The following is a 23,307-nucleotide window of genomic DNA, read 5'->3' as shown; positions in this document are numbered from 1 at the left end:
CACCCCGGCCGCGGCCGGGTTCCGGCGAGGAGCCCTGCCCTGTCCCTGATCGCGGCCCTCGGCTTCGGCTCCGTCGTCCTGCTGGCCATGGTGTTGCTGCACGGCTACCTGTGGCTCCGGCTGGTGCGGGGGACCACCCGCCCGGGCCGGGCGCGGCGGTGGCTGACCCTGCTCACCGTCGTGCTGGCGGTGCTGCCGGTCGCCGCGGTGCTGCTGCGCCGCTCGCTGCCGCAGGCGGCCGCCACCCCGCTGGACTGGGTCGGGTACACCTGGCTGGGCGTGGCCTTCTACGCGTTCCTGGCGGTGCTGGCGACCGAGCCGGTCCGGCTGGTCGCGAGGCTGCTCAGCCGCCGCCGCGACAGGACGCAGGAGGAGGTCGCCGACCAGCCGGCAGCCCCCGGCGCACCGGTGGCCGACGGGACGCCGGTGGTGGCCGACGACCCGGATCCGGCCGGTGCGCCGGACCCGGTGAGCCGGCGGCTGTTCCTGGCCCGCACGCTGGCCGTCGGGGCCGGTGCGGTCGCGCTGGGCACCGCGGGCACCGGGGTGGTGCTGGCGAACTCCGCACCCGTCGTCCGGCGGGTGCCGATCACGATCCCGCGGCTGGACCCGGCGCTGGCCGGGCTGCGGATCGTCACGTTCTCCGACGGGCACCTGTCCTCGACCTACGGCGGACGCCGGTTCGAGCGGGTGGTCGAGACGGTCAACGCCCAGCGGCCGGACGTCGTCGCGATCGTCGGCGACCTGGTCGACGGCGAGCTCGACGAGTTGCGCGAGGACGTCGCCCCGCTGGCCGACCTGGTCAGCGAGCAGGGCGTCTTCTTCGTCACCGGCAACCACGAGTACTTCGTCGACACCGCCGCCTGGCTGCGGCACCTGCCCACCCTGGGCGTGGAGGTGCTGCGCAACGAGCGGGTCGAGCTGAGCCGCGGCGGTGCGGCGGTCGACCTGGCCGGGATCGACGACCGCACCGCGGCCGGTTCCGGCCTGCCCGGCCACGGCGCGGACCTGGACGCCGCGCTGGACGGCCGGGACGACGCCCGCCCGGTCGTGCTGATGGCCCACCAGCCGGTGCAGGTCGAGCATGCCCGGGCGGCCGGGGTCGACCTGCAGCTGTCCGGGCACACCCACGGCGGCCAGCTGTGGCCCTTCGACTACGCCGTCCTGCTGGACCAGCCGGCGGTGGAGGGCTGGTCGACCCACGGCGACACGCAGCTCTACGTCACCGCCGGCGCCGGGTACTGGGGCCCGCCGATGCGGGTCGGCGCACGGCCGGAGGTCACCGTGATCGAGCTGCAGCCCGGTGGGGCGGGCGGGTGACGGAACGGCACACTGCTCGGGTGAGCGGACTCGCGGAGATCGACGACCGGCTGGGTGCGGCGGCCGACCGTTGCCGCCGGCTGGTGCACGCCCGGGCCCAGGCCCAGCAGCTGGAGACCGAGGCGGCCGAGCTCGACGTCCGGCTGGCGGAGCTGGCCGAGCAGGCGGGCGCCGAGGCGGACGACGTCCGGGCCCTGGAGGGCGTCTCGCTGTCCCGGGTGCTGGCCGCGCTGCGGGGCAGCCGGGCGCAGGACCTGGACCGGGAGCGGGCCGAGGCGGACGCCGCCCGACTGCGGCTGCAGGAGGCCGTGGCGTTGCGCGACCGGCTGGACCGGCAGCTGGCCCGGGCCCGGGCGGAGGAGGCGGCGCTCGCCGGCGCCGGCGCGGAGCTGGCCGCCGCGACCGAGGCCAAGGACGCCTGGTTGCAGGCCTCGGGCACGGCGGTGGGGCGCCGGCTGCTGGAGCTCGCCGCCGAGCGCGGGCAACTGGGGGCGGAGTCGGTCGAGGTCGGGGAGGCCCTCGCCGCCGCCGCGGCCGCCCGGGACGCGCTCGCCCGGGTGGAGGACCGGCTGGGCTCCGCACGCTCCTGGTCGGGCTGGGACACCTTCCTCGGCGGCGGGGCACTGGCCAGCTCCGTGAAGCACGATCGGCTGGACCAGGCCGCGGCGGCGGCGGCGGATGCCGACCAGCAGCTGCGGCTGCTGGCCCGGGAGCTGGTCGACGTGCCGGGCGCGGCGGTCGAGCTCCCCGCCCTGGAGCTCGGCCAGCTCACCCGCTTCGTGGACATCTGGTTCGACAACGTGTTCACCGACTGGCAGGTCGGCAACCGGATCGACGAGTCGCTGGCCCGGGTGGGTGAGCTGCGGCAGGTGGTCGACGGCGTCGGCGCGGAGCTCGACCGGCGCGCCACCGAGCTCGCCGCCCGGCTGGGCCGGCTGGCCGACGAGCGGGCCGCGCTGCTGCACGGCTGACGGGCCGGGGGAGTCGGGCACCGCAGGGTCAGGGCGGTGCCCGACCCGCTCCGGTGCGTCGCGAAAGGCCGGTGCCCTGGGGTCGCGCGGCCCCCCGCGTCGCGCGACCCCAGTTCCGGGTTGATACCTGGACGGTGTGGCCGGGACGTGGCCGTGCTGGGGGTGCGATGGAGCAGACGCTCGGGGTGCGCTGGGCCGCGGAGCGGCTGGCGCAGCTGCTGGACGAGCCGCGGTACCGCAGGCACTGGCAGCGGTACAGCAACGTGCGGCGCGGTGAGCTGCCGCGCGCCGCGGTGGCGGCGGTGCTCGCCGAGCACCTGGTCGACACCGGTGAGGCGCCGGCGGATCTCCGGCCGCGGAGCCTGGAGAACCGGGTGGGGCGCGCGCTGAACGGCGACCGGCTCTCCGACCGCACCCTCGAGCTGTTCGTGGCCGCCTTCGGGATGGCCGACGAGCACGCGGAGGAGCTGCGGGCCCTGCGCCGTGGCCGCCCGGCCGGCGACCGGCTGGTGGTGGCCGGCGCGCCGGTGCGCTCCCGCCCCGTGCCGCGGCGCACCGTCCGCACGCTCCAGGTCGCCGAGCACCACGAGGTCGGCGCCGACCGGGCGCCCCGCCGGCACGTCACCCGGCAGCTGGTGGAGGCGGTGGAGGAGACCTCCCGGTACCACTACGCGTTCGACACCGTGCACGCCGCGGTCGCGGTGCGCGGCGGAGGGGTGCCCGTGGACGCCTGGCGGGTCGCCGGGACCCCGCTGTGCGTGGTGGAGATCCTGCTGGCCGAGCCGCTGCTGCCCGGGCAGGCCACCCACCTGGAGTACGAGACCCTCTTCGCCTACCCGGAGCCGCCGGCGCCGGAGTTCCGGCGCGGGGTGACCCCCGGGGTGCGGCACCTGGCGGTCAGCGTGCGGTTCGACGCCGCAGCCCGGCCCCGTGAGGTGTGGTGCTGCCGCTGGCCCGACGTCGCCGCGGCCGAACCGGTGGACGCGGTGCCCGTGCGGCTCGTCGGCGGCCAGACCTCGTTCGAGGTCGTGCCCGACGGCGACTGCGTGATCGGCTACAGCTGGCGGTGGTGACCGCTCAACCGGTGAACGCGCGCAGCTCGGCCAGCCGGGACGCCGGGACGGTCTTCAGCCGCGCGACGGCATCGGCGAGCGGGACCAGCCCGATCTCGGTGCCCTGCAGGGCGACCATCTGCCCGGTGTGCCCCTCGTGGGCGGCGATGGTGGCGTGCAGCCCGAACCGGGTGGCCAGCACCCGGTCGAAGGAGGTGGGGGTGCCGCCGCGCTGCACGTGGCCCAGAACGGTGGTCCGCACCTCCTTGCCGGTGCGCCGCTCCAGCTCGTCGCCCAGCTGCTGGGCGACGCCGGTGAACCGCTTGTGACCGAACTCGTCGACGCCGCCCTCGCGCATCGGCATGGTGCCGGGTGCCGGCGTCGCGCCCTCGCTGATCACGCCGATCACGTGCCGGTGGCCGCGGTCGAAGCGCGCGGTCACCATCCGGCAGACCTCATCGATGTCGAAGGGCACCTCGGGGGTGATGACCAGGTGGGCGCCGGCGGCCATGCCGGAGTTGAGCGCGATCCAGCCGGCGTGCCGGCCCATCACCTCCACCAGCAGCACCCGCTGGTGCGACTCCGCGGTGGTGTGCAGCCGGTCGATCATCTCGGTGGCGATGCTCACCGCGGTGTCGAAGCCGAAGGTCAGGTCGGTGCCGTCGATGTCGTTGTCGATCGTCTTCGGGACGCCCACCACCGGCACGCCCTCGGAGGACAGCCAGGCAGCGGCCGTCAAGGTGCCCTCGCCGCCGATGGGGACCAGCACGTCGACCCCGTGGTCCTTGAGCACCTCGCGCATGCGGCCCAGGCCGTCGCGCAGCTTCTGCGGCGCCACCCGGGCCGAGCCGAGCACCGTGCCGCCGCGGGTCAGCATGTTGTTGACCATGGGCAGGTCCATCGGCAGGGCGTCGTCCTCGAGCAGCCCGCGCCACCCGTTCCGAAAGCCGACGACGTCGCTCCCGTACTCCTTCGCCGAGGTGCGCACCACGGCCCGCAGGACGGCGTTGAGGCCGGGGCAGTCGCCCCCGCCGGTCAGGACTCCGATGCGCACGAGCTCTCCTCCGGACGAGGGGTGGTGGGCTCCTCGAACGGTACGTCATGACGTATAGACGTCTCTCGGTGCAGTACCTTCTGGGCGTGGCGAGCACCGAAGCGGGGCCCAAGTACCTCGCCGTCCGGGAAGCGCTGCGGCGCCGGGCGCTCGCTCTCCCCGAGCACACCATGCTCCCGCCCGAACCGGTGCTGTGCGCCGAGTACGGGGTCAGCCGGATCACGCTGCGCCGGGCCGTCGACGGCCTGGTCGCCGACGGCCACCTGGTCCGTGAGCAGGGCCGCGGCACCTACGTCAGCCGCCCGGGCATCCGGCACGAGTACCGGGAGAGCTTCGTCCACCGGATCGCCGGGTTCCAGCAGGTGATGACCGAGCAGGGCGCCCAGGTGGGCACCGCCGTGCTCGGCCAGCAGATCGTGCCCGCCGCCCCGGCGATCGCCACCGAGCTCGACCTGCCGGTGGCCGCGGACGTCGTCGAGCTGGTCCGGCTGCGCAGCGTCGACGGGCTGCCCAACCACGTGGTGCGCAGCTTCCTGCCCGCCGCCCGGTACCCGAAGGCGGCCACCGAGGACTTCGGCCACGGCTCGCTGTACGAGTTCCTGCGTCGCGAGTACACCGCGGACCTGGCCCACGCGCGGATCGTGGTCGACGTCGGCACCGCGGCCGCGGACGAGGCCGACCGGCTGCAGATCGTGGCCGGCTCCCCCCTGCTGGTCGTGCGCACCACGGTGCACGACAGCTCCGGCCACCCGTTGGTGCACTCCTTCTCCCGGCTGCGCCCCGACGTCAGCCAGGTGGAGTTCGAGGTCTCCGTCGGCGGGCGCTGACCGCTCCCGGCCGGCGCGTCAGCCGATGACGCCGGCGCGGTCCGGCCCGGGCCGGGCGGACTCCAGCCGCAGCCGCTGCTCGCGCAGCAGCACCCGGTCCAGTGCGTGTCCCAGGTGTCGGGCCAGGTCCGTCAGGGCGGTGCGCAGCGGGGCGTCCAGCGCGCGCCGGTGCCCCCAGGTGACCAGCAGCCCGCCGGCCGCCTCGTGCTGGGTGAGCAGCACCGGTACCGCCAGCGCGCTCTCCGGCCGGCCGGCCGGCCCGTCCAGCGCGACCGGGTCGGCGGCGTCGGCCGGGGGCACGGGCACCACCCGGCGCCCGCGGACCGCCTCGGCCAGCGGGTGCGGTGTCCACAGGCCGACCACCGCCGTCGGCCGGGCGTAGGACACCGACCCCGAGGGGGTGGCCCACAGCCGCAGCTCGTCGCCGCCGGACTCGGCCACCCCGACCAGCGCGGCGGAGGCGCCCAGGGGGGAGCGGACCAGCCGGTCGAGTGCGCGCAGCACGTCGGGCATGGTGTCGACCGCCAGCAACCCGGTGCCGAACCGGGACACCAGGCGGGTCCGGTCGGCCTCCACCTCGGCCTCGACGTAGGCGGCCTGGGCGGCCTCCGCGGTCTGTCGGGCGGCGCTCGCCTCCCGGGCGGCCGCGGCCCGGACCTCCTGGTCGGCGAGCTCCAGTGCGCGGAACTGCAGCCGCCGCGAGCCCTCGGCCGCCAGCTGGTACAGCACGGCGAGGTCGTCGTCGGACCAGTGCCGCGGGACGTCGTCGATGACCGCCAGCACCCCGATGGGCCGGCCCTGGCCGTTCCACAGCGGCAGGCCGGCGTACGCGACGACGGCGCCTTCCTGCACGACCGCGGAGTCGCGCAGCGCCGGGTCGGCGGCGGCGTCGGAGGTGATCAACGGGCGCCCGCTGCGCACCACGAGCTGGCTGATCGAGAGGGTCAGCGGGGAGGAGCGGCGCGTCGTCCACGGCTCGTGCGTGCCGAAGACGCCGGGGAAGACCTGGCCGCCCTTGGACACCAGCACCATCAGCGCCCGCGGGACCGACAGGCGGCGGGCCACCTCGGCGGCGAGCCGGTCGAACTCGGCATCGGGCTGCGCCGGCAGCGGAGCCCAGGTGGGCAGCTCGTAGACGTCGTCGGAGGGGGTGGCCTGCTCCGTGGGAACCGCCTCCCTCTCCGTGCCGTTGGGCCGGCCGGTGCGCACCGGCCGAGGGCTCACCCCTTGGTGGCAGGCCCGATGCTGTCAGACTCGGGAGCGGGATGCCCGCACCCGATGGGGGACGACGTGGACCAGTTGCAGCAGGACCCGGCGGCCCCGGTCGCCGCCGTGCTCCGCGACGGGGCCGTCACCAGCGTCTTCCAGCCCATCGTGGAGCTCGACACCGGGCGCGTGGTCGCCTACGAGGCGCTCGCCCGTGGTCCGGTGGGCCCGTTGCACGCGCCCGATGCCCTCTTCGCCGCGGCCCGCGCGGAGGGCCGGCTGGTCGAGCTGGACCACGCCTGCCGGACGTCCGCGCTGCGCGGTGCGGTCCGCGCCGGGCTCCTGGCCCCGCTCACGGTCTTCGTCAACGTCGAGCCCGACGCGGTGGACGAGGCTCCGCTCACCGCCCTGATCGACCGCGCCGACCAGGTGCCCGGCGAGCTGCGGGTGGTCCTGGAGATCACCGAGCGGGCGCTGGCCGCCCGTCCGGCGGAGCTGCTGCGCACCGTCGCGCGGGTGCGGGAGCTCGGCTGGGCCATCGCGCTGGACGACGTCGGCGCCGACTCGCTGTCGCTGGCCTTCATGCCGCTGCTGCGACCGGACGTGGTCAAGCTGGACCTGCGCCTGGTGCAGGAGCGGCCGGGGCCGGCGATCGCCGAGATCATGAACGCGGTCAACGCCTACGCCGAGTCCACCGGCGCGGTCGTGCTGGCCGAGGGCATCGAGGATGGCCGGCACCTGGCGATGGCCAGCGCCCTGGGGGCCACCCTCGGCCAGGGCTGGCTGTTCGGCCGCCCGGAGGCCGCGCCGGTCGCCGGCGCGACGGTGGCCTCGCTCCGGCTCCCGGACACCGCACCCACCGACGCCGATGCCGGGGCGCGCTCCCCCTTCGCCTGCCTGCCGCCCGGGTTCCCGCTGCGCGAGTCGCCCAAGGCCCTGCTGATCGAGGTGAGCAAGCAGCTGGAGCGGCAGGCCATGCGGCTGGGGGAGACCTGCGTCGTGGCCGCCACCTTCCAGGAGTCCCGCCACCTCACCCCGGCCACCCGGTTGCGCTACCGCGACCTGGTCGAGCGGGTCGGTTTCGCCTGCGCCCTGGGCGCCGGCCTGCCCCCGGAGCCGTTGCCCGGGCTGCGCGGCGCCGACCTGGTGCCGGGTGACCCGGTGCTCGGGGAGTGGGACCTGGTGGTGCTCAGCCCGCACTTCAGCGCCGCGCTGCTCGCCCACGACCTCGGCGACGACGGTCCGGACCTGGAGCGCCGGTTCGCCTTCGCGCTGACCTACGACCGGGACACCGTCGTCCGGGCCGCCCGGTCACTGCTGTCCCGGGTGGCCCCCTGCGTCCGCCCCGACCCGGCGAGCCCGGCGGAGCCCGCCGGGACGGCGCCGACCCCGACGCCGGCCCCCACGCCGGCTGCCGCCCGCATGCTGGCCGGCAGCCCGCGTGAGGCGCTGCTGCAGCGGGCCCTCGCCGCGGTCGACACCGGGGTGACCGTGGTCGACCTGCGGCTGCCCGACCAGCCGCTGGTCTACGTCAACCCCGCCTTCGCCCGGCTGGCCGGTTTCCCGGCCGAGGAGGTGCTCGGGCGCAACTGCCGCTTCCTCCAGAGCCCGGACACCGACCCGGCCCCGGTGGCCCGTGTGCGGGCCGCGATCGCGGCCGGCCAGGAGTGCCGTGAGGTGCTGCTCAACCGGCGGGCCGACGGCAGCACCTGGTGGAACGAGTGCCACCTGATCCCGGTGACGGACCCGACCGGCGCGGTCGTGCAGTACATCGGCATCCAGGCCGACGTCACCGCCCAGGTGGAGACCGAGCGGGCGCTGGCCACCGAGCGGGACCGGTGCCGGGACCTCGACGCCCGGCTCGCCGAGCTGCTGACGACGTCGTCCGGTCAGACGGTGGTCGAGTCCCCGGGGGCCAGCCGCGCGTAGGGGGTCGGCTGGCCCGGGCCCCGCTCGCCGACCAGCCCCGCCACCAGGCCGAGGCCGGCGTCGTTGAGCAGGCCGTCGTGCACCGCCAGCGCCCGCTGCGCCCCGACCGCCCGCAGGTAGTCGATGACCTCGGCGGTCTTCGACCAGGGGGCGTGGGCGGGCAGCAGCAGCGTCGGGACGGCGGCCTCGGGCACGGTGAAGGCGTCGCCGGGGTGGAACACCTGCCCGTCGACGAGGAACCCGACGTTGCGCACCCGGGGGATCTCCGGGTGGATCACCGCGTGCCACTCGCCGTGCACCGAGACGTCGAACCCGGCCGCGGTGAACGTGTCGCCGGCACCGACGACGTGCACGCGGGGGCCGACGCCCGCCAGCTTCTCGGCGACCGAGGAGTTCGTCCAGACCTCCAGTCCCGGGTCGGCGTCCAGCGCGGCGCGGACCCGGTCGGGGAGGAAGTGGTCGGGATGCTCGTGGGTGAGCAGCAGGGCGGTCGTACCGGGCGCGGTGCCGGCCAGCGGGTCGTCGGCGGTGAAGGCCCCCGGGTCGACGACGAGCCGGCGGTCCCCGTCGGACAGGACGACGCAGGCGTGTCCGTGCTTGGTGAGCTGCATCCTCGGGCCTCCGGTGCGGTCGGGTGCGAACGGGTCGACCGCACCGTGCCATGCCGCGGTCACCGCGCGGCCGTCGGGGGTTCCGTCGGAAGTTGCGGCCACCTGCCGGCGGCTCACCCCTTCGGGTGAGGTCGTGGCCGCGGGCTGTCCCAGCACCGGAGGGATGCCGACAGAAGCAGCGTGATCGTGAACACCGAGACCTTCGTCGCCGCCCGGAGCCGGGCGCACGGCCGGACGCCGGCGCTGTGGCACGCCGTCGAGGTCCACCGGGCCGTCACCGACCTGGACGGTGCCTGCGAGCTCACCGTCTGCGGTGCCCTGGCCCGGGTGACCAGCGAGCTGCCGTGGCCCCCTGCCGCGGCCGGGGACGTCTGCCCGGCCTGCTCGGCCCGGCTCGGCTGAAGCGGGCACCGGTTCCACGTGGAACCGGTGCCGCCGAGGTCAGCGGCCGGTGAAGGTGATCGGCTGCTTGGCCAGGAAGGCCTCCACCGCCGCGCGGTGGTCCGCGGTCCGACCGAGCTCGGTCTGCAGCCGGGCCTCCAGGGCGAGCGTGGTCTCCAGCGGGTCGGTCGCCGCGGTCGCCAGCACCTCCTTGATCGCGCGGAGCGCGAGCGTCGGCCCCGTGGCGAGCCGGGTGGCGAGCGCCTGCGCCTGCGGCAGCACCTGCGCCGGCTCGGCCACCTCGTGCACGAGCCCCCACATGGCCGCGGTCTCGGCCGGGAACGGCTCGGGCAGCAGCAGCATCTGCGCGGCGCGCGACCCCCCGACGCAGTGCACCAGCCGGGAGGCGAGCGCGGAGTCGCTGCCCAGCCCGATCCCCGCGAACGCGGTGGTGAACTTCGCCCCGGCCGCGGCGATCCGCAGGTCGCCGGCGAGCGCGAGCCCCAGCCCGGCCCCGGCGCACGCCCCGTTGATCCCCACCACCACCGGCACCCGCAGGGCGGCCAGCGCCAGCACCAGCGGGTTGTACTCGTCGGCGACGACCGAGAGGGGCGTGGTCGACGGCTCGCGGAGCTCCGCGGCGTGCTCACCGAGGTCCTGCCCCACGCAGAACGTGCGCCCGGTGCCGGTCAGCAGCACGGCCCGGACGGTGTCGTCGGTGGCCAGGTCACGCACGTGCGCCAGCAGCTCGGTGCGCATCCGGTGGGTCAGCGCGGGGCGCTGCAGCGTGAGCGTCGCGACGCCCTCGGCGTCGGTGCGGGTGACGGTGGGCTCGGACAACGCTGTCGGCTCCTCGGCTGGGCGGTGTGGGACGGCCCACCCTGCCACGGCCCGCCCTGCCACGGCCCGCCCTGCCACGGCCCGCCCTGCCGCGGCCCGGCGCCGCGGCCGCCGGAACAGCACCGGCGGGACGTCCGTTGGTCCCCCGGAGACCGGCCACGCACCACCACCGACCTGCCAGGGGGACCGACACCAGCATGAGCTCTGCCAGCCCCGGTCCGGGGGGTCTCTCCCGGCGGCGGTTCTTCGGCCTCGCCGGCGCCGGCACGGCCGGCGTGGTGGTCGCCGGCGCCACTGGTGGCTACCTCGGCCGGGCGACGGCGGAGCAGCCCGCCGTGGCCGCCCCGCCGGACCTCTCCGGTGCCGTCCGCTTCACCGGAGCCCACCAGGCCGGCATCACCACCCCCGCGCAGGACCGGCTGCACTTCGTGGCCTTCGACGTCGTCACCGACGACCGGGCCGAGCTGGCCGACCTGTTGCGGGCCTGGACGGCGGCGGCGCGCCGGATGACCGCCGGGCGGGACGCCGGGGAGCTGGGCGCCGTGGGCGGCGGCCCGGACGACGTGCCGGACGACACCGGTGAGGCGCTCGGGCTGCCCGCGTCCGGGCTCACGCTGACCGTCGGGTTCGGCCCCACCCTGTTCACCACCGCCGACGGCGTCGACCGGTTCGGCCTGGCCGCCCGGCGGCCGGAGCCGCTCGCCGAGCTGCCCGCCTTCCCCGGCGACGCGATCGACCCGGCGATCAGCGGCGGCGACCTCTGCGTGCAGGCCTGCGCGAACGACCCGCAGGTCGCGGTGCACGCCGTCCGCAACCTGATCCGGCTGGGCGCCGGTGTGGTCCGGGTCCGCTGGTCCCAGCTCGGCTTCGGCCGGACGTCGTCCACCTCCAGCGCGCAGGCCACCCCGCGCAACCTCTTCGGGTTCAAGGACGGCACCGACAACCTCAAGGCGGAGAACGCCGCCGCCCTCGAGCGGTTCGTCTGGGTGGCCGGCGGCGACCCGGGCGCCGACTGGCTGGCCGGCGGCTCCTACGTGGTGACCCGGCGGATCCGGATGCTCGTGGAGACGTGGGACGCCGAGACGCTGGCCCAGCAGGAGGCGAGCGTGGGGCGCACCAAGGGCGCCGGGGCGCCGCTGGGCGCGCGGGCGGAGTTCGACCCGGTCGACCTGGCCGCGCTGCCGCCGACCTCGCACGTCTCCCTCGCCCACCCGACCAACGCCGGGACGGCGATCCTGCGCCGCGGCTACAGCTTCGTCGACGGCTCCGACGCCCAGGGACGGCTGGACGCGGGGCTGTTCTTCATCGCCTACCAGCGCAATCCGGAGACCGGGTTCACCCAGATCCAGCGGAACCTGCGCACCGACGCGCTGAACGAGTACCTCCAGCACACCTCCTCGGCGGTCTTCGCCTGCCCGCCGGGGGTCACCGGCGACGACGACTGGTGGGGCCGGGCGCTGTTCAGCTGAGCCGGTGGCCCAGGGGGTCGCTGTGGACCGGGTTGAGCCGGGCCGCCTGATGGTGAGCCGTGCCGTGCCGCGGCTCACCATCAGGTCCGGCGAGTCGAGCCGCCCTAGGCTCTCCCCGTGCCGGTGCCCGAGTTCATCCGTGACCTGCGCTCCTCCGTCGGCCACGGGCTGCTCTGGCTGCCCGGGGTGACCGGGGTGGTCACCGACGACGCCGGGCGGGTGCTGCTCACCCAGCGCAGCGACACCGGCCGGTGGGCGCTGCCCAGCGGAATCCCGGAGCCGGGGGAGCAGCTGGCCGTCGCGCTCGCCCGGGAGGTGCTGGAGGAGACCGGCGTCGAGGTGGTCGTCGACCGGCTGGTCAGCCTGTGGACCCAACCGCCGATGACCTACCCCAACGGCGACGTCTGCCAGTTCGTCGACCACGCCTTCGCCTGCCGGGCGGTCGGGGGCACCGCGCACGTCGCCGACGACGAGTCGCTCGACGTCGTGTGGTGCGACCCCGCCGAGCTGCCCGAGCTGGTCGGCGTGCAGGCCCGGCTGGTCGCCCGGGCGCTGTCCGGGGAGACCGCGCCCTGGTTCGCCCGGTCCGAGGACGAGCCCCCCGCCTGACCCGGCTTGCCGCCGGGCGCCGCCACCGGCCAGGGTGTCGGCGTGCGCGTCGTCCTCGCCCCCGACTCGTTCAAGGGCACCCTCGACGCCGCCGCGGCGGCCGAGGCGCTGGCGGCCGGGTGGCGCCGGCGTCGTCCCGACGACGACGTGCGCACCGTGCCACTGGCCGACGGCGGCGAGGGCACCCTGGAGGCGCTGGGCCACGACCTGCCCGACGCGGCCTGGCGCACCGCCGCGGTGACCGGGCCGGACGGCCGGCCCGTGGACGCGGCCTGGCTGCTGCGCCCGGACGGGACGGCGGTGGTGGAGATGGCCCGCGCCGCCGGCCTCCCGCTGCTCGCCGAGCCCGACCCGCTGGGCGCCACCACCCGCGGCCTGGGCCAGCTGCTGGCGGCCGTGGTCGCGGACCCCGCGGTGGAGCGGGTGGTGCTGACCCTGGGCGGCTCGGCCACCACCGACGGCGGCACCGGTGCCCTGGCCGCGCTCGGTGCCCGCTTCACCGACGTCGAGGGGGCCGACCTCCCGCCCGGTGGCGGCGCGCTGGCCCGGCTCGCCGCGGTCGACCTCTCCGGGCTCGTGCCCCCGCCGCCCGGGGGAGTGCAGTGCCTGGTCGACGTCACCGCACCGCTGCTCGGCCCGCTGGGGGCGGCCGGCCAGTTCGGCCCGCAGAAGGGCGCGGACCCCGCGCAGGTGGCCGCGCTCGACGCCGGCCTGGCCCGGCTCGCCGACCTGCTCGGCGGGGACCGTGACGCGCCGGGTGCCGGGGCGGCCGGCGGCACCGCCTACGGCTTCGCCGTCGCGTGGGGCGCGGAGTTCGTCAGCGGCGCGACCGCGGTGGCGGACGCCGCCGGGCTGGACGACGCCCTGGCCGGAGCCGACCTGGTGGTCACCGGGGAGGGCCAGTTCGACGCGCAGTCGCTGCGCGGCAAGGTCGTCGGCAACCTGTTGGACCGGGCCGCGGTCGCCGGCGTCCCGGTGGCGGTGGTCGCCGGCCGCGTGGCGGGCGGGGGCCTGCCCGTCCTGCGCGCCGTGTCGCTCACCGACCTGGCCGGTTCGTCGGCCGCGGCCATGGCCGACCCGGCGCGCTGGCTGACCGCAGCGGGAGAGGTGCTGGCAGGCGAGATGTCGGCGGGCGAGGGGTCGGCGGTCACCTGACCGGTGCGTGACGGGGCCGACAGCGGGCCCGGGAACGGTCCGTCACATCCCCGGTGTTGTCACGCCCGCATCACACCGTCCGATCGCATGTGTACGAACGCCCGACGGGGGCATCCCCCCTCCCGGTGCGTCCAGCCGCCGGCGTCGGCCGGTGGTGGGCGGGGCCGGTCGACACAGCAGCAGCACGAGGGGGCGCACGTGGTGGAGCCCGCGCGGACCACCCTCGGGGACCGCTACGAGCTGCAGGCGCTGCTGGCCACCGGTGGCATGGGCCAGGTGTGGCGCGCCGAGGACACCCTGCTGGGCCGCACCGTCGCGATCAAGGTGCTGCGCAGCGAGTACACCGGTGACCCGCTGTTCCTGGCCCGCTTCCGCGCCGAGGCGCAGCACACCGCCGCGCTGAGCCACCCGAACATCACCGCCGTCTACGACTACGGCGAGGAGCCGGCGGTCGACGGGTCGGGCGAGCACCTGGCCTACCTCGTGATGGAGCTCATCGACGGCGAGTCGCTGGCCACCGTGCTGGCCCGGGACGGCGCGCTGCCCGCCGGCCGCGTGCTCGAGGTGCTCCGGCAGACCGCCTCGGCGCTGGGCGCGGCGCACGCGGCCGGCGTCGTCCACCGGGACGTGAAGCCCGGCAACGTGCTGCTGCGCGCCGACGGCACGGTCGCGATCACCGACTTCGGGATCGCCTCGTCGGCCGGGAGCGTGCCGCTCACCCAGACCGGCCAGGTCATCGGCACCGCCTCCTACCTCTCCCCGGAGCAGGCCTCCGGGGCGCACGCCACCGCCGCCAGCGACGTCTACGCGCTGGGCATGGTCGGCTACGAGCTGCTCACCGGCCGGCGGGCGTTCGACGGCGACAACTCGGTGACGATCGCGCTGCGTCACCTGCGCGACACCCCCGAGCCGTTGCCCGAGGACCTGCCGGCCGGGGTCCGCACCCTGATCGAGCGGGCCCTGGTCAAGGACCCGGCGCAGCGCTTCCCCGATGGTGACGCGTTCGCGGCCGCCATCGACGACGTCCTCGCCGGCCGGCTGCTCACCCCCGTCGAGCGCACCGACACCCAGAGCTTCTGGCTGCTCCCCGACGCCGCGGCGCTGGCCGGTGCGGCGAACGCCGACGGCGCGGTGCGCCGCCCGGTCCCCCCGGCCCAGGGGCGGCTCGGCCGGGTCCTGGTGCCGCTGGTCGCGCTGCTGGCCGGTGCCGGGGTGGCCGCGGTCGTCCTGCAGGGGCTCGCCCCCGACGGCGGCGGCGCCACCGTGGCCGCCGCGCAGGGCCTCGGCGCGGCCACCGCCACGGCGGACCCCGCCGAGCTGGTGCTGGACGTCGACGACTACGTCGACCGCCCCGTCGCGGCCGTCCAGCGGCAGCTGGAGGCGCTCGGCCTGGTGGTGGAGACCCAGGCGGTGGCGACCGACTCCGTCGAGGCCGGGCTGGTCGTCGACGTCGCACCGCTCGGCCACCGGCTGGTGCGCGGCGCCGAGGTGCTGGTCAGCTACGCCGTGGCGCCGGAGGTCGACGGCGCCCCGGTCCAGCGGCAGCGGACGCCGGTCGACGCGGTCCAGGCGCCGGTCGTCCGGGCGCCGGTGAGCGTCGCACCGCCGGCGTCCACGCCCGAGCCGTCACCGACCCCGGAGCCCACGCCGACGCCGTCCCCGAGCGGGGACGCGGAGGAGACGGAGCCCGGCGGGGAACCGCAGTCGTCCGCGCCGACCAGCGACCCGGCCGCGACCGGCGCACCGACCCCGTCGGACGGCAGCACCGCCCCGACGAGCGGCGCCGACGACGAGTCGACCCCACCGGGGAACGGCGCCGGCCAGGGCAACGGGGGCGGCGCCGGCCAGGAGAACCGTCCGGGCAACGGCAACGGCAACGGCAACGGCAACGGGCAGGGCGGCGCCCGCGGCTGAGCCGTCCGCTCAGGCGGGCGGCCTGCGCCGGCCGGCGCGGTGCACGAGCAGGCAGCCGGCCGCAGCGGCCAGGGCGAGCCGCCCGGGCGCGGGGTCGGGACCGCCGAGCAGGACGCCGACGGCGCCGGCGGCGACGGCCGCCAGCAGCAACCGGTCGCGGCCGGTGCGCACCGCGGCCACCGCGAGGACCAGCCCCAGCGCGACGGCCACGCGTGCCGGGTGTGCTGCTCCCGGCACCGCGCCCCAGGACAACCCCAGCGCGGCGCCGCCGAGGACCGCCGCCGCGACCAGCCAGCCCCGCGGCGCGCGGATCACCGCGGGCGGCCGGGCGCCAGCCACACCGCACCGGCGGCCGCGGCCAGGGCGGCGGTGAGCAGGAAGCCCCGGTCGCTGGCCACCAGCGGCAGCGCCACGAGAACCCAGAACACCGCGAGGCCCGCGGCCCCCCCGGCCCCGACCCGCCACGCCGTCCGCGCGCCCAGCCGGTCCCCGGCCAGGCGGCGCAGCCCCGGCACGAGCGCCACCAGGGCGGCGACCGTGGCGAACGCCGACCACGTCGGCGTCACCTCCCAGACCGACTCGGTGCCGAAGTCCAGTGCCAGCCCCAGTTCGAGCAGCACGAACCCCAGGACCCCCAGGCCGAGGGCGCCGAGGACGGTCCGGTCCCCACCGGCCCGCTGCACGGCGCCCAGCGCCGCCCGGCCCGCCGCGGCCCCCCGGCGGCCGCGCTCACCGCCGTCGTCGGCGGCCGACGGCCCCGGTGTGGGCCGCGGGGCGGTGGACGGCCCGGGCACCGCCGGCGCGCCGACCATCGTCTGCGGACCGGCGGCGCTGCTGCCCGTGGTGGCCCGGTCGTCGTCCGGCCGCGCGCCGAAGCCGGGGAGGAAGTCCACCGGCCCGGTGGGCTGGCTGGCCGGGACCTGCCCGGGGGTCGCCGGCTCGGCGTCGGGAGTCGAGGTCGGGTTCGCGGCGGCCTGCCCCGCTGCCGGCGTCCAGGCCGGGGCGGGCCCGGTCGACGGGCCCGGCACGGGCGGGGGCTGCTCGGTCTGCCGCTGGCTGGGCGGCAGCAGGATCGACTCGGTGCGCGGGTCGTCGTCCGGCAGCTCGTCGGCCGGCTGTGGCTCGGGGATCGGCGGGTGGGGCTGGCTCATCGGTCCTCCAGGGAGCAGGCGTCGGGCACGGCAGCCAGGCGGGCGCCCGTCGAAACCGTAGCGGCGCCCACCCGGGCGGCCGGCCGGGTGGGCGGGACCTAAGGTCGGGCCGTGGCTGCACGCGCGGGGATCGTCGTCACCGGCACCGAGGTGCTCACCGGCCGGGTCGCGGACCGGAACGGCCCGTGGCTGGCCGAGGCGCTGCGCGGCCAGGGGGTCGACGTCGGCTCGGTGGTGGTCGTCGGTGACCGGCCCGAGGACCTGCGGTCGGCGCTGGCCTTCCTCGCCGAGGGCAACGACCTGGTGATCACCACCGGCGGGCTCGGCCCCACCGCCGACGACCTGACCGCGGCCGAGGTCGGTGTGTTCCAGGGCCGCCCGTCGGCGCTCGACCGCGCGCTGGAGCAGCGGATCGCCGCCGTCGTCGCCGAGCTGACCGCCCGGCGCGGCTGGGACACCGAGCCCGAGTCGGCCGCGGCGGGGATCGCCAAGCAGGCGATGGTGCCCGCCGGCGCCACCGTGCTGGAACCGGTGGGCACCGCGCCGGGGCTGGTCGTCCCGGTGGCCGACGGTCGCAGCGGTCCGCCGGTGCTGGTGCTACCCGGCCCGCCGGTGGAGCTGCAGGCCATGTGGCCGGCCGCGCTCGAGACCGAGCCGGTGCGCCGCGCGCTGGCCGGCGCCACCGAGCTGCGCCAGCGCACGCTGCGGCTGTGGCGCACCCCGGAGTCGGAGCTGGCCGCCACCCTGCGCCGGGTCGAGGACCAGCTGGCCGGCCTGGAGGTGACCACCTGCCTGCGCGACGGCGAGCTGGAGATCGTCACCCGGTACGCGCCGGACGCCGAGGACGCGTACCAGCGGCTCGTCTCCGCGGTCACCGCGGACTTCGGCGCGACGCTGTTCAGCGACGGCCCCACCGTCGACGACCTCGTCGCCCGGGCGCTGGACGACCGGGGCTGGGCAGTGGCGGTGGGCGAGTCGGAGACCGGCGGGCTGCTCACCGCCCGGCTCACCGCACCCGCCGGTGCCTCGGCCCGGGTGCTCGGGGGCGTCGCGGCGTACGCGAACAGCGCCAAGGAGCAGTTGCTGGACGTGCCGGCGGCCACCCTGGGGGTGGGTGGTGCGGTGAGCCCCGAGGTCGCCCGCGCGCTGGCCGAGGGGGCGCGGGCCCGGTTCGGTGCCGACGTCGGCATCGGGGTCACCGGGATCGCCGGCCCGGGGGGCGGCACGCCGGAGAAGCCGCTGGGCACCGTGCACATCGCCGTCGTCGGCCCGGACGGCGCGCTGGCGTACTCCGACCGGCTGCGCGGCAACCGCGGCGCCGTCCGGGAGCGCACCGGCACGCTCGCCGTCCACCTGCTGCGGCAGCTGCTGCTGGGCGGCCCGCCGGCCTGAGGGGCTCAGCCCACCCAGCCGACCACCCGGCTGCGACGCTCCATGAGTAGCACGTCGTGCCAGCTGGCCACGCCGTCGGTGATCCGCCGGCCGACCTTCTCCCGCGTGCCCACCACCCGGAAGCCGTGCTTCTCGTGCAGCGCGACGCTGGGGGTGTTGGCCGGCAGGATGCCGGCGCGGATCGTCCAGATGCCGGCCGCCTCGGTGGAGGTGATCAGCGCCTGCAGCAGCGCCCCGCCGACCCCGCGGCCCTGCGCGGCGGGGGAGACGTACACCGAGTGCTCGACCACGCCGGCGTAGGCGTCCCGGGTCGACTCCCGGGTGCACGCCGTCCAGCCGAGCAGGACGTCGCCGTCGACGGCGACGTGCCGGTGGCCGGGCAGCCGGGAGGCGTCGAACTCCGCCCACGACGGAGTGCCGGTCTCGAAGGTGGCCAGGCCGGTGGCGATGCCCGCCGCCCAGACGGCCTCGACGGCGGGCCAGTCGGCGGCGGTCATCGGGCGGAGGGCAAGCGTGGGCACGGCGACATCCTGCCGTCGGCGGGTGGCCCGCCATCGCCGGGGTTCCACGTGGAACGCAGCGGGCAGGAGGGAGCGGTGACGACGCTGACGCTGCACGCCACCGGCCCGGTCGACCCGCAGGAGGCGTGGGACCGCTACCTGCACCCCGCCCGCTGGTCGGAGTGGTCGCCGCAGATCAAGAAGGTGGACGCGAGTGCGCCGCGGATCGCCCCGGGGGTGAGCGGCCGCGTGTACGACCCGATCGGCACCTCGGTCGGCTTCGTCGTCGACGAGGTGTCGGCGGCCGAGCGGCGGTGGGCCTGGCAGGTCACCGTCGGCCCGACCCGGCTAGGCCTGGCGCACTGGGTGAGCCCGGCGCCGGACGGCGGGACGACGGCCGGCCTGCGGATCACCGGGTTCGCGCCGCTGGTGGTCGGCTACGCGCCGCTGGCCCTGCTGGCGCTCAAGCGGCTGGTCACCATCCGGACGTGATGGTCGGCGGCATCTCGTAGCGTGCCGGGCATGCGCGCCACGCACGAGGTGACCAACCAGGCGCCGCCGTTGGTCGGCCACGACCCGATCGCCGGGGACGCCGCGCTCGCCGAGGCCTGCCTGCGCCACGCCGACGCCGCCACCCTCGCCTCGCTGGCCGACCTGGGGGCGCTGGCCGGCAGCGAGCAGGCCCAGGAGTGGGCGCGGCTGGCGAACGAGCACCCGCCCCGGCTGCGCACCCACGACCGGTACGGGCACCGCGTCGACGAGGTCGAGTTCCACCCGGCGTGGCACGAGCTGATGGGCGCGGCGATCGGGCACGGCCTGGCCGGCGCCCCCTGGGCCGACCAGGGGGCCGGCGACCGGCACGCGCACGTCCGCCGCGCGGTGGGCTACCTCGGCTGGACGCAGGTCGAGGCCGGCCACGGCTGCCCGGTGACGATGACCTACGCCGCCGTCCCGGCGCTGCGCGCCGCCCCCGAGCTGGCCGCGGCCCTGGAACCGGGGCTCACCAGCCGCAGCTACGAGTTCGGGCTGACCGACCCGTGGACCAAGCGCGGCCTGGTGGCGGGCATGGGGATGACCGAGAAGCAGGGCGGCTCCGACGTCCGGGCGAACACCACACGGGCCGCCGCGAACGACGACGGCAGCTGGTCGCTGACCGGGCACAAGTGGTTCACCTCCGCGCCGATGAGCGACCTGTTCCTGGTGCTCGCCCAGCTCGACGAGGGGTTGTCCTGCTTCCTGGTGCCTCGGGTGCTGCCCGGCGGGGAGCGCAACGTCGTCCGCCTGCAGCGGCTCAAGGACAAGCTCGGTGACCGCGCCAACGCATCGAGCGAGGTCGAGTTCGACGGGACGACGGCGTGGCTGGTCGGGGAACCGGGCCGCGGCGTGCCGACGATCATCGAGATGGTCGCCACCACCCGGCTGGACTGCGTGCTGGGGTCGGCGGCGACGACGCGGGCGGCGCTCACCCAGGCGGTGCACCACGCCCGGCACCGGTCGGCGTTCGGGGCGCTGCTGGCCGACCAGCCGCTGATGCAGAACGTGCTGGCCGACCTGGCGCTGGAGAGCGAGGCGGCCACCGCCCTCGGCGTCCGGCTGGCGGCCGCGCAGGACGCCGGCGAGCGGGACCTGCTGCGGCTGGCCGGTGCCGTCGCCAAGTTCTGGGTGTGCAAGCGCACCCCGACCGCGGTGGCCGAGGCGCTCGAGGTGCTGGGCGGCAACGGCTACGTCGAGGAGTCGGGGATGCCGCGGCTCTACCGGCAGGCGCCGCTGAACTCCATCTGGGAGGGCTCGGGCAACGTCATCGCGCTGGACGTGCTGCGCGCCCTGGGCGCCGGGTCGGCCGCGCTGGCCGCGGTCACCGCCGAGCTCGACCTGGCCCGCGGCGCCGACCCCCGGTACGACGCCGCCCTGGGCGCGCTGGCCGCCGAGCTCGCCGATCCCGACCAGCTGCCGCTGCGGGCCCGGCGGATCGCGGGCCGGCTCGCGCTGTGCCTGCAGGCGTCGCTGCTGCTGCGGTTCGCGCCCGCCGTCGTCGCCGACGCCTTCTGCGCCAGCCGGCTCGGCGGCGACTGGGGCGGCGTGCTGGGCACGCTGCCCGCGGGCACCCCGGTGCGGGCGCTGGTCGAGCGGGCCGCGGTGGTGCCGGCGTGAGCGAGGACGGCCGGCTGCGGCGGCGCCGGCGGGCGACCGCCCCGGCGGGTGCGCCGTCGCCGGCGCCGGTTCGGCACACTGCCCCTGTGACCGTTGACGCAGCTGTGCAGACCGAGCCGGCCGACCGGTTCTCCGCGGACGACGACCGCCCCGCGCTGGACCTGCTGGTCTGGGACGCCCCCAACATCGACATGACCCTGGCGACGGTGATCGGCGCCCGGCCGACGGCGGCGTCCCGGCCCCGGTTCGACGCGATCGCGGCCTGGTTCGTCGACGGTGCCGACGACCCGGGTGCCGCGGTGCCGCCGGAGGTCGAGGCCTGCGTCTTCGCCAACGTGCCGCCGCAGCACGCCGTCACCCTGCAGCGCTGGGTGGAGGCGCTGCGCAGCTTCGGCTACGCGGTCTTCGCCCGGCCCAAGCTGCAGGCCGACGACGACATCGACCAGTCGATGCTCGACCACATCAGCGTGCGCGCGCACAGCCACCAGCTGCGCCGGCTGGTGGTCTTCTCCGGCGACGGGCGCAACTTCGCCGAGCCGCTGGAGGACCTCGCCCGCGCCGGCACCGAGGTCGTCGTCGTCGCGTTCAGCGAGGTCGCCGGCTACGCGATCAGCTCCGAGCTGCTGCAGTTCATCGACATCGAGGACGTTCCGGGCGCCTTCGCCGCACCGTTGGACCGGGTGCGGCTCGACGCCCTGCCCGTCGACGGCGCGTGGCTGCGGCCGACCAAGGACCTGCGCGAGGCCGCCGGCTCCTTCCTCGCCCGCCGCGGCTAACGACGCGCCAGGCGGCGGACGCCGGAGGTGTAGGGCAGCGAGTAGTGCGCGAACACCTCCGGCTCCTGCTCGGCGGTCAGCTCACCGTCGGTGTCGATGGACGGCGCGTCCTTGGCGAGGTCCTTGGGCACGGTGACCCGGATGTGCTCCGGGCTGACCGTGGCGCCGGTCAGCGGCACGAAGGTCAGCTGACGCCGGCCGATGATCCCGGTCATCACCGCGGCGAAGAACGGCTGGTCGGTGGTCGTGTCGACGTACACCGACTCCAGCGTGCCGATCTTGTGGCCGTCGGGGTCGACGACGTTCATGGTGCGCCAGTCGCGGATGTTCTCGGCGGGGAACACGGGGGCCTCCTCGGGTCGCGGGCAGCTGCTCCACCCTGCCCGGGCGGAGGTACCGCCAACCGCGCGACGATGACCGGGTGAGCGGCAGCGACCAGGAGCTGGTGGTGATGGTCGGCCTGCAGGGGTCGGGCAAGTCCAGCTGGGTGGCCGCGCACCTGGCCGGCAGCCACGAGGTGGTGAGCAAGGACCACTGGCCGCGGGCCCGGCACCGGGAGGCCCGTCAGCAGCGGGTGGTCGCCGAGCTGCTGGCCGGGGGCGCGAGCGTCGTCGTCGACAACACCAACCCCTCCCCCGCCGAGCGGGCCCCGCTGGTCGCGCTCGCCCGGGCGGCCGGGGTCCCGGCGCGGGCGGTGTACCTGGAGACGCCGCTGGAGACGTGCCTGGCGCGCAACGAGGCGCGGGAGGGCCGGGCCCGGGTGCCGCTGGTCGGGGTGTTCGACACCCGCAAGCGGCTCATCCCGCCGACCCTCGCGGAGGGCTTCGCCGCGGTCGAGGTGGTCCGGGGAAGCTAGGAGGCGGGGCCGGAGGAGCTGCGCGGCCGGGGCACCGAGGCGGTGGTCAGGCCGGAGGGCAGCCGGGCCCAGACGTGCTTGCGGCCGGCCTCGCTGCACCAGCCGTAGTCGACCGACAGCTGCGCGACCATCGGCAGCCCCATGCCGCCGAACGCGGGGTCGCGGTCGATCGCCGGCCGCGGTGGCGCGTCGGGAGCGCCGTCGGTCAGCCGGATCAGCCAGCCGGTGGGCAGCGCGACGATCAACGCCTCGACGGCGCCGCCTCCGTGCCGCAGGGCGTTCGACGATAGCTCCTCGAAGGTCAGCAGCAGGCCCTCCCGCGCGTCCTCCGTCGACCGGGCGGCCAGCGAGGGGTGGGCGAGGCGCGCCCGCAGGTCCATCCGCACCCGCGAGGCGTCGTGCACCGTCGGCAGCTCCCACCGCCAGACGTCGCCGTCCTCGGTCGGGACCGGGGCCGATGGCCACACCAGTCCACTCACGTCGGGTCCTCTCGCCGGCCGGGTCCTCCGCCGCGGTCCATGGTGGCCGATCACGCTCCGCAGTGCACGGTGGGGGTCTCAGCCGGGCGGCATGCCCTCCACGTCGAGCCGCTCCAGCAGGCCGGTCAGCTCCAGCGGGCCGGTGACCACCCGGCTGGTCGCGACCACCGTGACGTGCTTGCCGGCGGCCTCCCGGTGCTGGCTGACCCAGACCAGCGCGGTCACCCCCGCCGAGCCGAAGAACGTCACCCCGGAGAGGTCGATGGTCAGCAGCCGCTCGGCGTTGCGCAGCGCGCGCAGCAGGGTCTGCTGCAGCAGCGGGTTGCTGGCGGCGTCGAGCTCGCCACTGACCCGGGCGACGACCTGACCGGGCTGCGGCCCGTCCGCCAGGGTCACCTCGAACGGCGCCTCGGCAGCCGACCTGACCGTCTTGATGACTCCTCCTCGAGACCACGACCGTGCGCCGCTCCACCGTGCGTTCGACCAGCGCGGCACCAGCCGTGTGTACAGGACCGATCGTGTGCTCCCCGCACACGGTCCGGCCAGTCCGCGCCGGGGACCGTCGCCCGATGGGGGCAGTGGGCGCCGGTCTGGGCGCCGTCACAGCATCGTCATGACCCACGAGTCGCATCGCCGCTCGAGGTGTGTGACCGTGGACGACGGC

General features: G+C 76.7%; 25 protein-coding genes. 15 read left to right on the top strand and 10 right to left on the bottom strand.

All coding sequences use genetic code 11. The features are described 5' to 3' along the window. The first annotated feature begins 87 nt into the window (after positions 1-87). The 3 genes from ACI79A_RS11935 to ACI79A_RS11925 all read left to right on the top strand — a co-directional run bounded on the left by ACI79A_RS11935 (position 88) and on the right by ACI79A_RS11925 (position 3,364). The gene (locus ACI79A_RS11935; RefSeq protein ID WP_457083343.1) at positions 88-1,320 is read left to right on the top strand and encodes a metallophosphoesterase; all 1,233 of its coding nucleotides are present in this window, start codon (positions 88-90) and stop codon (positions 1,318-1,320) included. A 20-nt stretch (positions 1,321-1,340) separates the two neighbouring features. Beyond that, positions 1,341-2,291 (top strand): hypothetical protein, encoded by a 951-nt coding sequence (locus tag ACI79A_RS11930; protein WP_457083341.1) that lies wholly within the window; start codon positions 1,341-1,343, stop codon positions 2,289-2,291. Between the two features lie 167 nt (positions 2,292-2,458). Beyond that, entirely contained in the window at positions 2,459-3,364 is a 906-nt protein-coding gene (locus ACI79A_RS11925; protein WP_457083339.1) for a hypothetical protein, read from the top strand. Between the two features lie 4 nt (positions 3,365-3,368). Here ACI79A_RS11925 and ACI79A_RS11920 read toward each other — a convergent pair whose 3' ends face one another. Further along, complete coding sequence (locus tag ACI79A_RS11920) at positions 3,369-4,397, bottom strand: ATP-dependent 6-phosphofructokinase (protein ID WP_457083337.1); 1,029 nt, start codon at positions 4,395-4,397, stop codon at positions 3,369-3,371. 86 nt (positions 4,398-4,483) lie between these two features. Between ACI79A_RS11920 and ACI79A_RS11915 the strand changes: the two genes are divergently transcribed. Next, positions 4,484-5,224 (top strand): GntR family transcriptional regulator, encoded by a 741-nt coding sequence (locus tag ACI79A_RS11915; RefSeq protein ID WP_457083335.1) that lies wholly within the window; start codon positions 4,484-4,486, stop codon positions 5,222-5,224. A gap of 18 nt (positions 5,225-5,242) precedes the next feature. On the opposite strand, the gene ACI79A_RS11910 is transcribed toward ACI79A_RS11915, so the two are convergent. Next, on the bottom strand, positions 5,243-6,448 hold the full coding sequence (locus ACI79A_RS11910) for a GAF domain-containing protein (protein WP_457083333.1): 1,206 nt from the start codon (positions 6,446-6,448) through the stop codon (positions 5,243-5,245). A 54-nt stretch (positions 6,449-6,502) separates the two neighbouring features. On the opposite strand from ACI79A_RS11910, the gene ACI79A_RS11905 reads away from it, so the two are divergent. After that, complete coding sequence (locus ACI79A_RS11905) at positions 6,503-8,359, top strand: EAL domain-containing protein (protein ID WP_457083331.1); 1,857 nt, start codon at positions 6,503-6,505, stop codon at positions 8,357-8,359. Here the strand turns inward: ACI79A_RS11905 and ACI79A_RS11900 are convergent. Next, a complete protein-coding gene (locus ACI79A_RS11900; protein ID WP_457083328.1) occupies positions 8,320-8,970 on the bottom strand; it encodes an MBL fold metallo-hydrolase in 651 nt (216 codons plus the stop codon). The genes ACI79A_RS11905 and ACI79A_RS11900 overlap by 40 nt on opposite strands. Positions 8,971-9,156: 186 nt before the next feature. Here ACI79A_RS11900 and ACI79A_RS11895 point away from each other — a divergent pair, with 186 nt between their 5' ends. Next, a complete protein-coding gene (locus ACI79A_RS11895) occupies positions 9,157-9,372 on the top strand; it encodes a hypothetical protein (RefSeq protein WP_457083326.1) in 216 nt (71 codons plus the stop codon). A gap of 39 nt (positions 9,373-9,411) precedes the next feature. Here the strand turns inward: ACI79A_RS11895 and ACI79A_RS11890 are convergent, their stop codons facing one another. Continuing rightward, positions 9,412-10,191, bottom strand: coding sequence for an enoyl-CoA hydratase-related protein (locus ACI79A_RS11890; RefSeq protein WP_457083324.1), 780 nt, complete (start codon positions 10,189-10,191; stop codon positions 9,412-9,414). A gap of 197 nt (positions 10,192-10,388) precedes the next feature. Between ACI79A_RS11890 and efeB the strand changes: the two genes are divergently transcribed. From efeB to ACI79A_RS11870, 4 genes are all read left to right on the top strand, one after another. After that, positions 10,389-11,660, top strand: coding sequence for an iron uptake transporter deferrochelatase/peroxidase subunit (efeB, locus tag ACI79A_RS11885; protein ID WP_457083322.1), 1,272 nt, complete (start codon positions 10,389-10,391; stop codon positions 11,658-11,660). Between the two features lie 117 nt (positions 11,661-11,777). Continuing rightward, positions 11,778-12,269: an NUDIX hydrolase gene (locus ACI79A_RS11880; protein ID WP_457083320.1), complete on the top strand. Its 492-nt coding sequence runs from the start codon at positions 11,778-11,780 to the stop codon at positions 12,267-12,269. Between the two features lie 42 nt (positions 12,270-12,311). Next, positions 12,312-13,424: a glycerate kinase gene (locus ACI79A_RS11875; RefSeq protein WP_457083318.1), complete on the top strand. Its 1,113-nt coding sequence runs from the start codon at positions 12,312-12,314 to the stop codon at positions 13,422-13,424. Between the two features lie 198 nt (positions 13,425-13,622). Further along, positions 13,623-15,338: a serine/threonine-protein kinase gene (locus tag ACI79A_RS11870; RefSeq protein ID WP_457083316.1), complete on the top strand. Its 1,716-nt coding sequence runs from the start codon at positions 13,623-13,625 to the stop codon at positions 15,336-15,338. A 9-nt stretch (positions 15,339-15,347) separates the two neighbouring features. Here the strand turns inward: ACI79A_RS11870 and ACI79A_RS11865 are convergent, their stop codons facing one another. Continuing rightward, positions 15,348-15,653 carry a hypothetical protein gene (locus ACI79A_RS11865; protein WP_457083314.1) on the bottom strand — a complete coding sequence of 102 codons (306 nt, stop codon included), beginning with the start codon at positions 15,651-15,653 and terminating at the stop codon, positions 15,348-15,350. Then, positions 15,650-16,489: a hypothetical protein gene (locus tag ACI79A_RS11860; RefSeq protein WP_457083312.1), complete on the bottom strand. Its 840-nt coding sequence runs from the start codon at positions 16,487-16,489 to the stop codon at positions 15,650-15,652. Before ACI79A_RS11860 ends, ACI79A_RS11865 begins: the two co-directional genes overlap by 4 nt. A 111-nt stretch (positions 16,490-16,600) precedes the next feature. On the opposite strand from ACI79A_RS11860, the gene ACI79A_RS11855 reads away from it, so the two are divergent. Beyond that, positions 16,601-17,881 carry a competence/damage-inducible protein A gene (locus tag ACI79A_RS11855; RefSeq protein ID WP_457083310.1) on the top strand — a complete coding sequence of 427 codons (1,281 nt, stop codon included), beginning with the start codon at positions 16,601-16,603 and terminating at the stop codon, positions 17,879-17,881. A gap of 5 nt (positions 17,882-17,886) precedes the next feature. On the opposite strand, the gene ACI79A_RS11850 is transcribed toward ACI79A_RS11855, so the two are convergent. Further along, positions 17,887-18,402, bottom strand: a complete 516-nt coding sequence (locus ACI79A_RS11850; RefSeq protein ID WP_457083308.1) for an N-acetyltransferase family protein — start codon at positions 18,400-18,402, stop codon at positions 17,887-17,889. Between the two features lie 75 nt (positions 18,403-18,477). Between ACI79A_RS11850 and ACI79A_RS11845 the strand changes: the two genes are divergently transcribed. The 3 genes from ACI79A_RS11845 (at position 18,478) to ACI79A_RS11835 (ending at position 21,308) form a co-directional block, all read left to right on the top strand. After that, positions 18,478-18,873: an SRPBCC family protein gene (locus tag ACI79A_RS11845; RefSeq protein ID WP_457083306.1), complete on the top strand. Its 396-nt coding sequence runs from the start codon at positions 18,478-18,480 to the stop codon at positions 18,871-18,873. A 30-nt stretch (positions 18,874-18,903) separates the two neighbouring features. Next, on the top strand, positions 18,904-20,532 hold the full coding sequence (locus ACI79A_RS11840; RefSeq protein WP_457083304.1) for an acyl-CoA dehydrogenase family protein: 1,629 nt from the start codon (positions 18,904-18,906) through the stop codon (positions 20,530-20,532). A gap of 86 nt (positions 20,533-20,618) precedes the next feature. Beyond that, a complete protein-coding gene (locus tag ACI79A_RS11835; protein ID WP_457083302.1) occupies positions 20,619-21,308 on the top strand; it encodes an NYN domain-containing protein in 690 nt (229 codons plus the stop codon). On the opposite strand, the gene ACI79A_RS11830 is transcribed toward ACI79A_RS11835, so the two are convergent. Further along, positions 21,305-21,652: a PRC-barrel domain-containing protein gene (locus ACI79A_RS11830; protein ID WP_457083300.1), complete on the bottom strand. Its 348-nt coding sequence runs from the start codon at positions 21,650-21,652 to the stop codon at positions 21,305-21,307. The two genes, ACI79A_RS11835 and ACI79A_RS11830, sit on opposite strands and share 4 nt — an antisense overlap. A 77-nt stretch (positions 21,653-21,729) precedes the next feature. On the opposite strand from ACI79A_RS11830, the gene ACI79A_RS11825 reads away from it, so the two are divergent. Beyond that, entirely contained in the window at positions 21,730-22,164 is a 435-nt protein-coding gene (locus tag ACI79A_RS11825; RefSeq protein ID WP_457083298.1) for an AAA family ATPase, read from the top strand. On the opposite strand, the gene ACI79A_RS11820 is transcribed toward ACI79A_RS11825, so the two are convergent. Both ACI79A_RS11820 and ACI79A_RS11815 read right to left on the bottom strand, forming a co-directional pair. After that, on the bottom strand, positions 22,161-22,643 hold the full coding sequence (locus ACI79A_RS11820; protein WP_457083296.1) for an ATP-binding protein: 483 nt from the start codon (positions 22,641-22,643) through the stop codon (positions 22,161-22,163). The genes ACI79A_RS11825 and ACI79A_RS11820 overlap by 4 nt on opposite strands. Before the next feature lie 78 nt (positions 22,644-22,721). Further along, a complete protein-coding gene (locus ACI79A_RS11815; protein ID WP_457083294.1) occupies positions 22,722-23,039 on the bottom strand; it encodes an STAS domain-containing protein in 318 nt (105 codons plus the stop codon). Positions 23,040-23,307 lie beyond the last annotated feature (268 nt).

It is taken from the genome of Modestobacter sp. SYSU DS0657, assembly GCF_054050925.1.
This window is presented reverse-complemented; position numbering and strand designations above follow the sequence as displayed.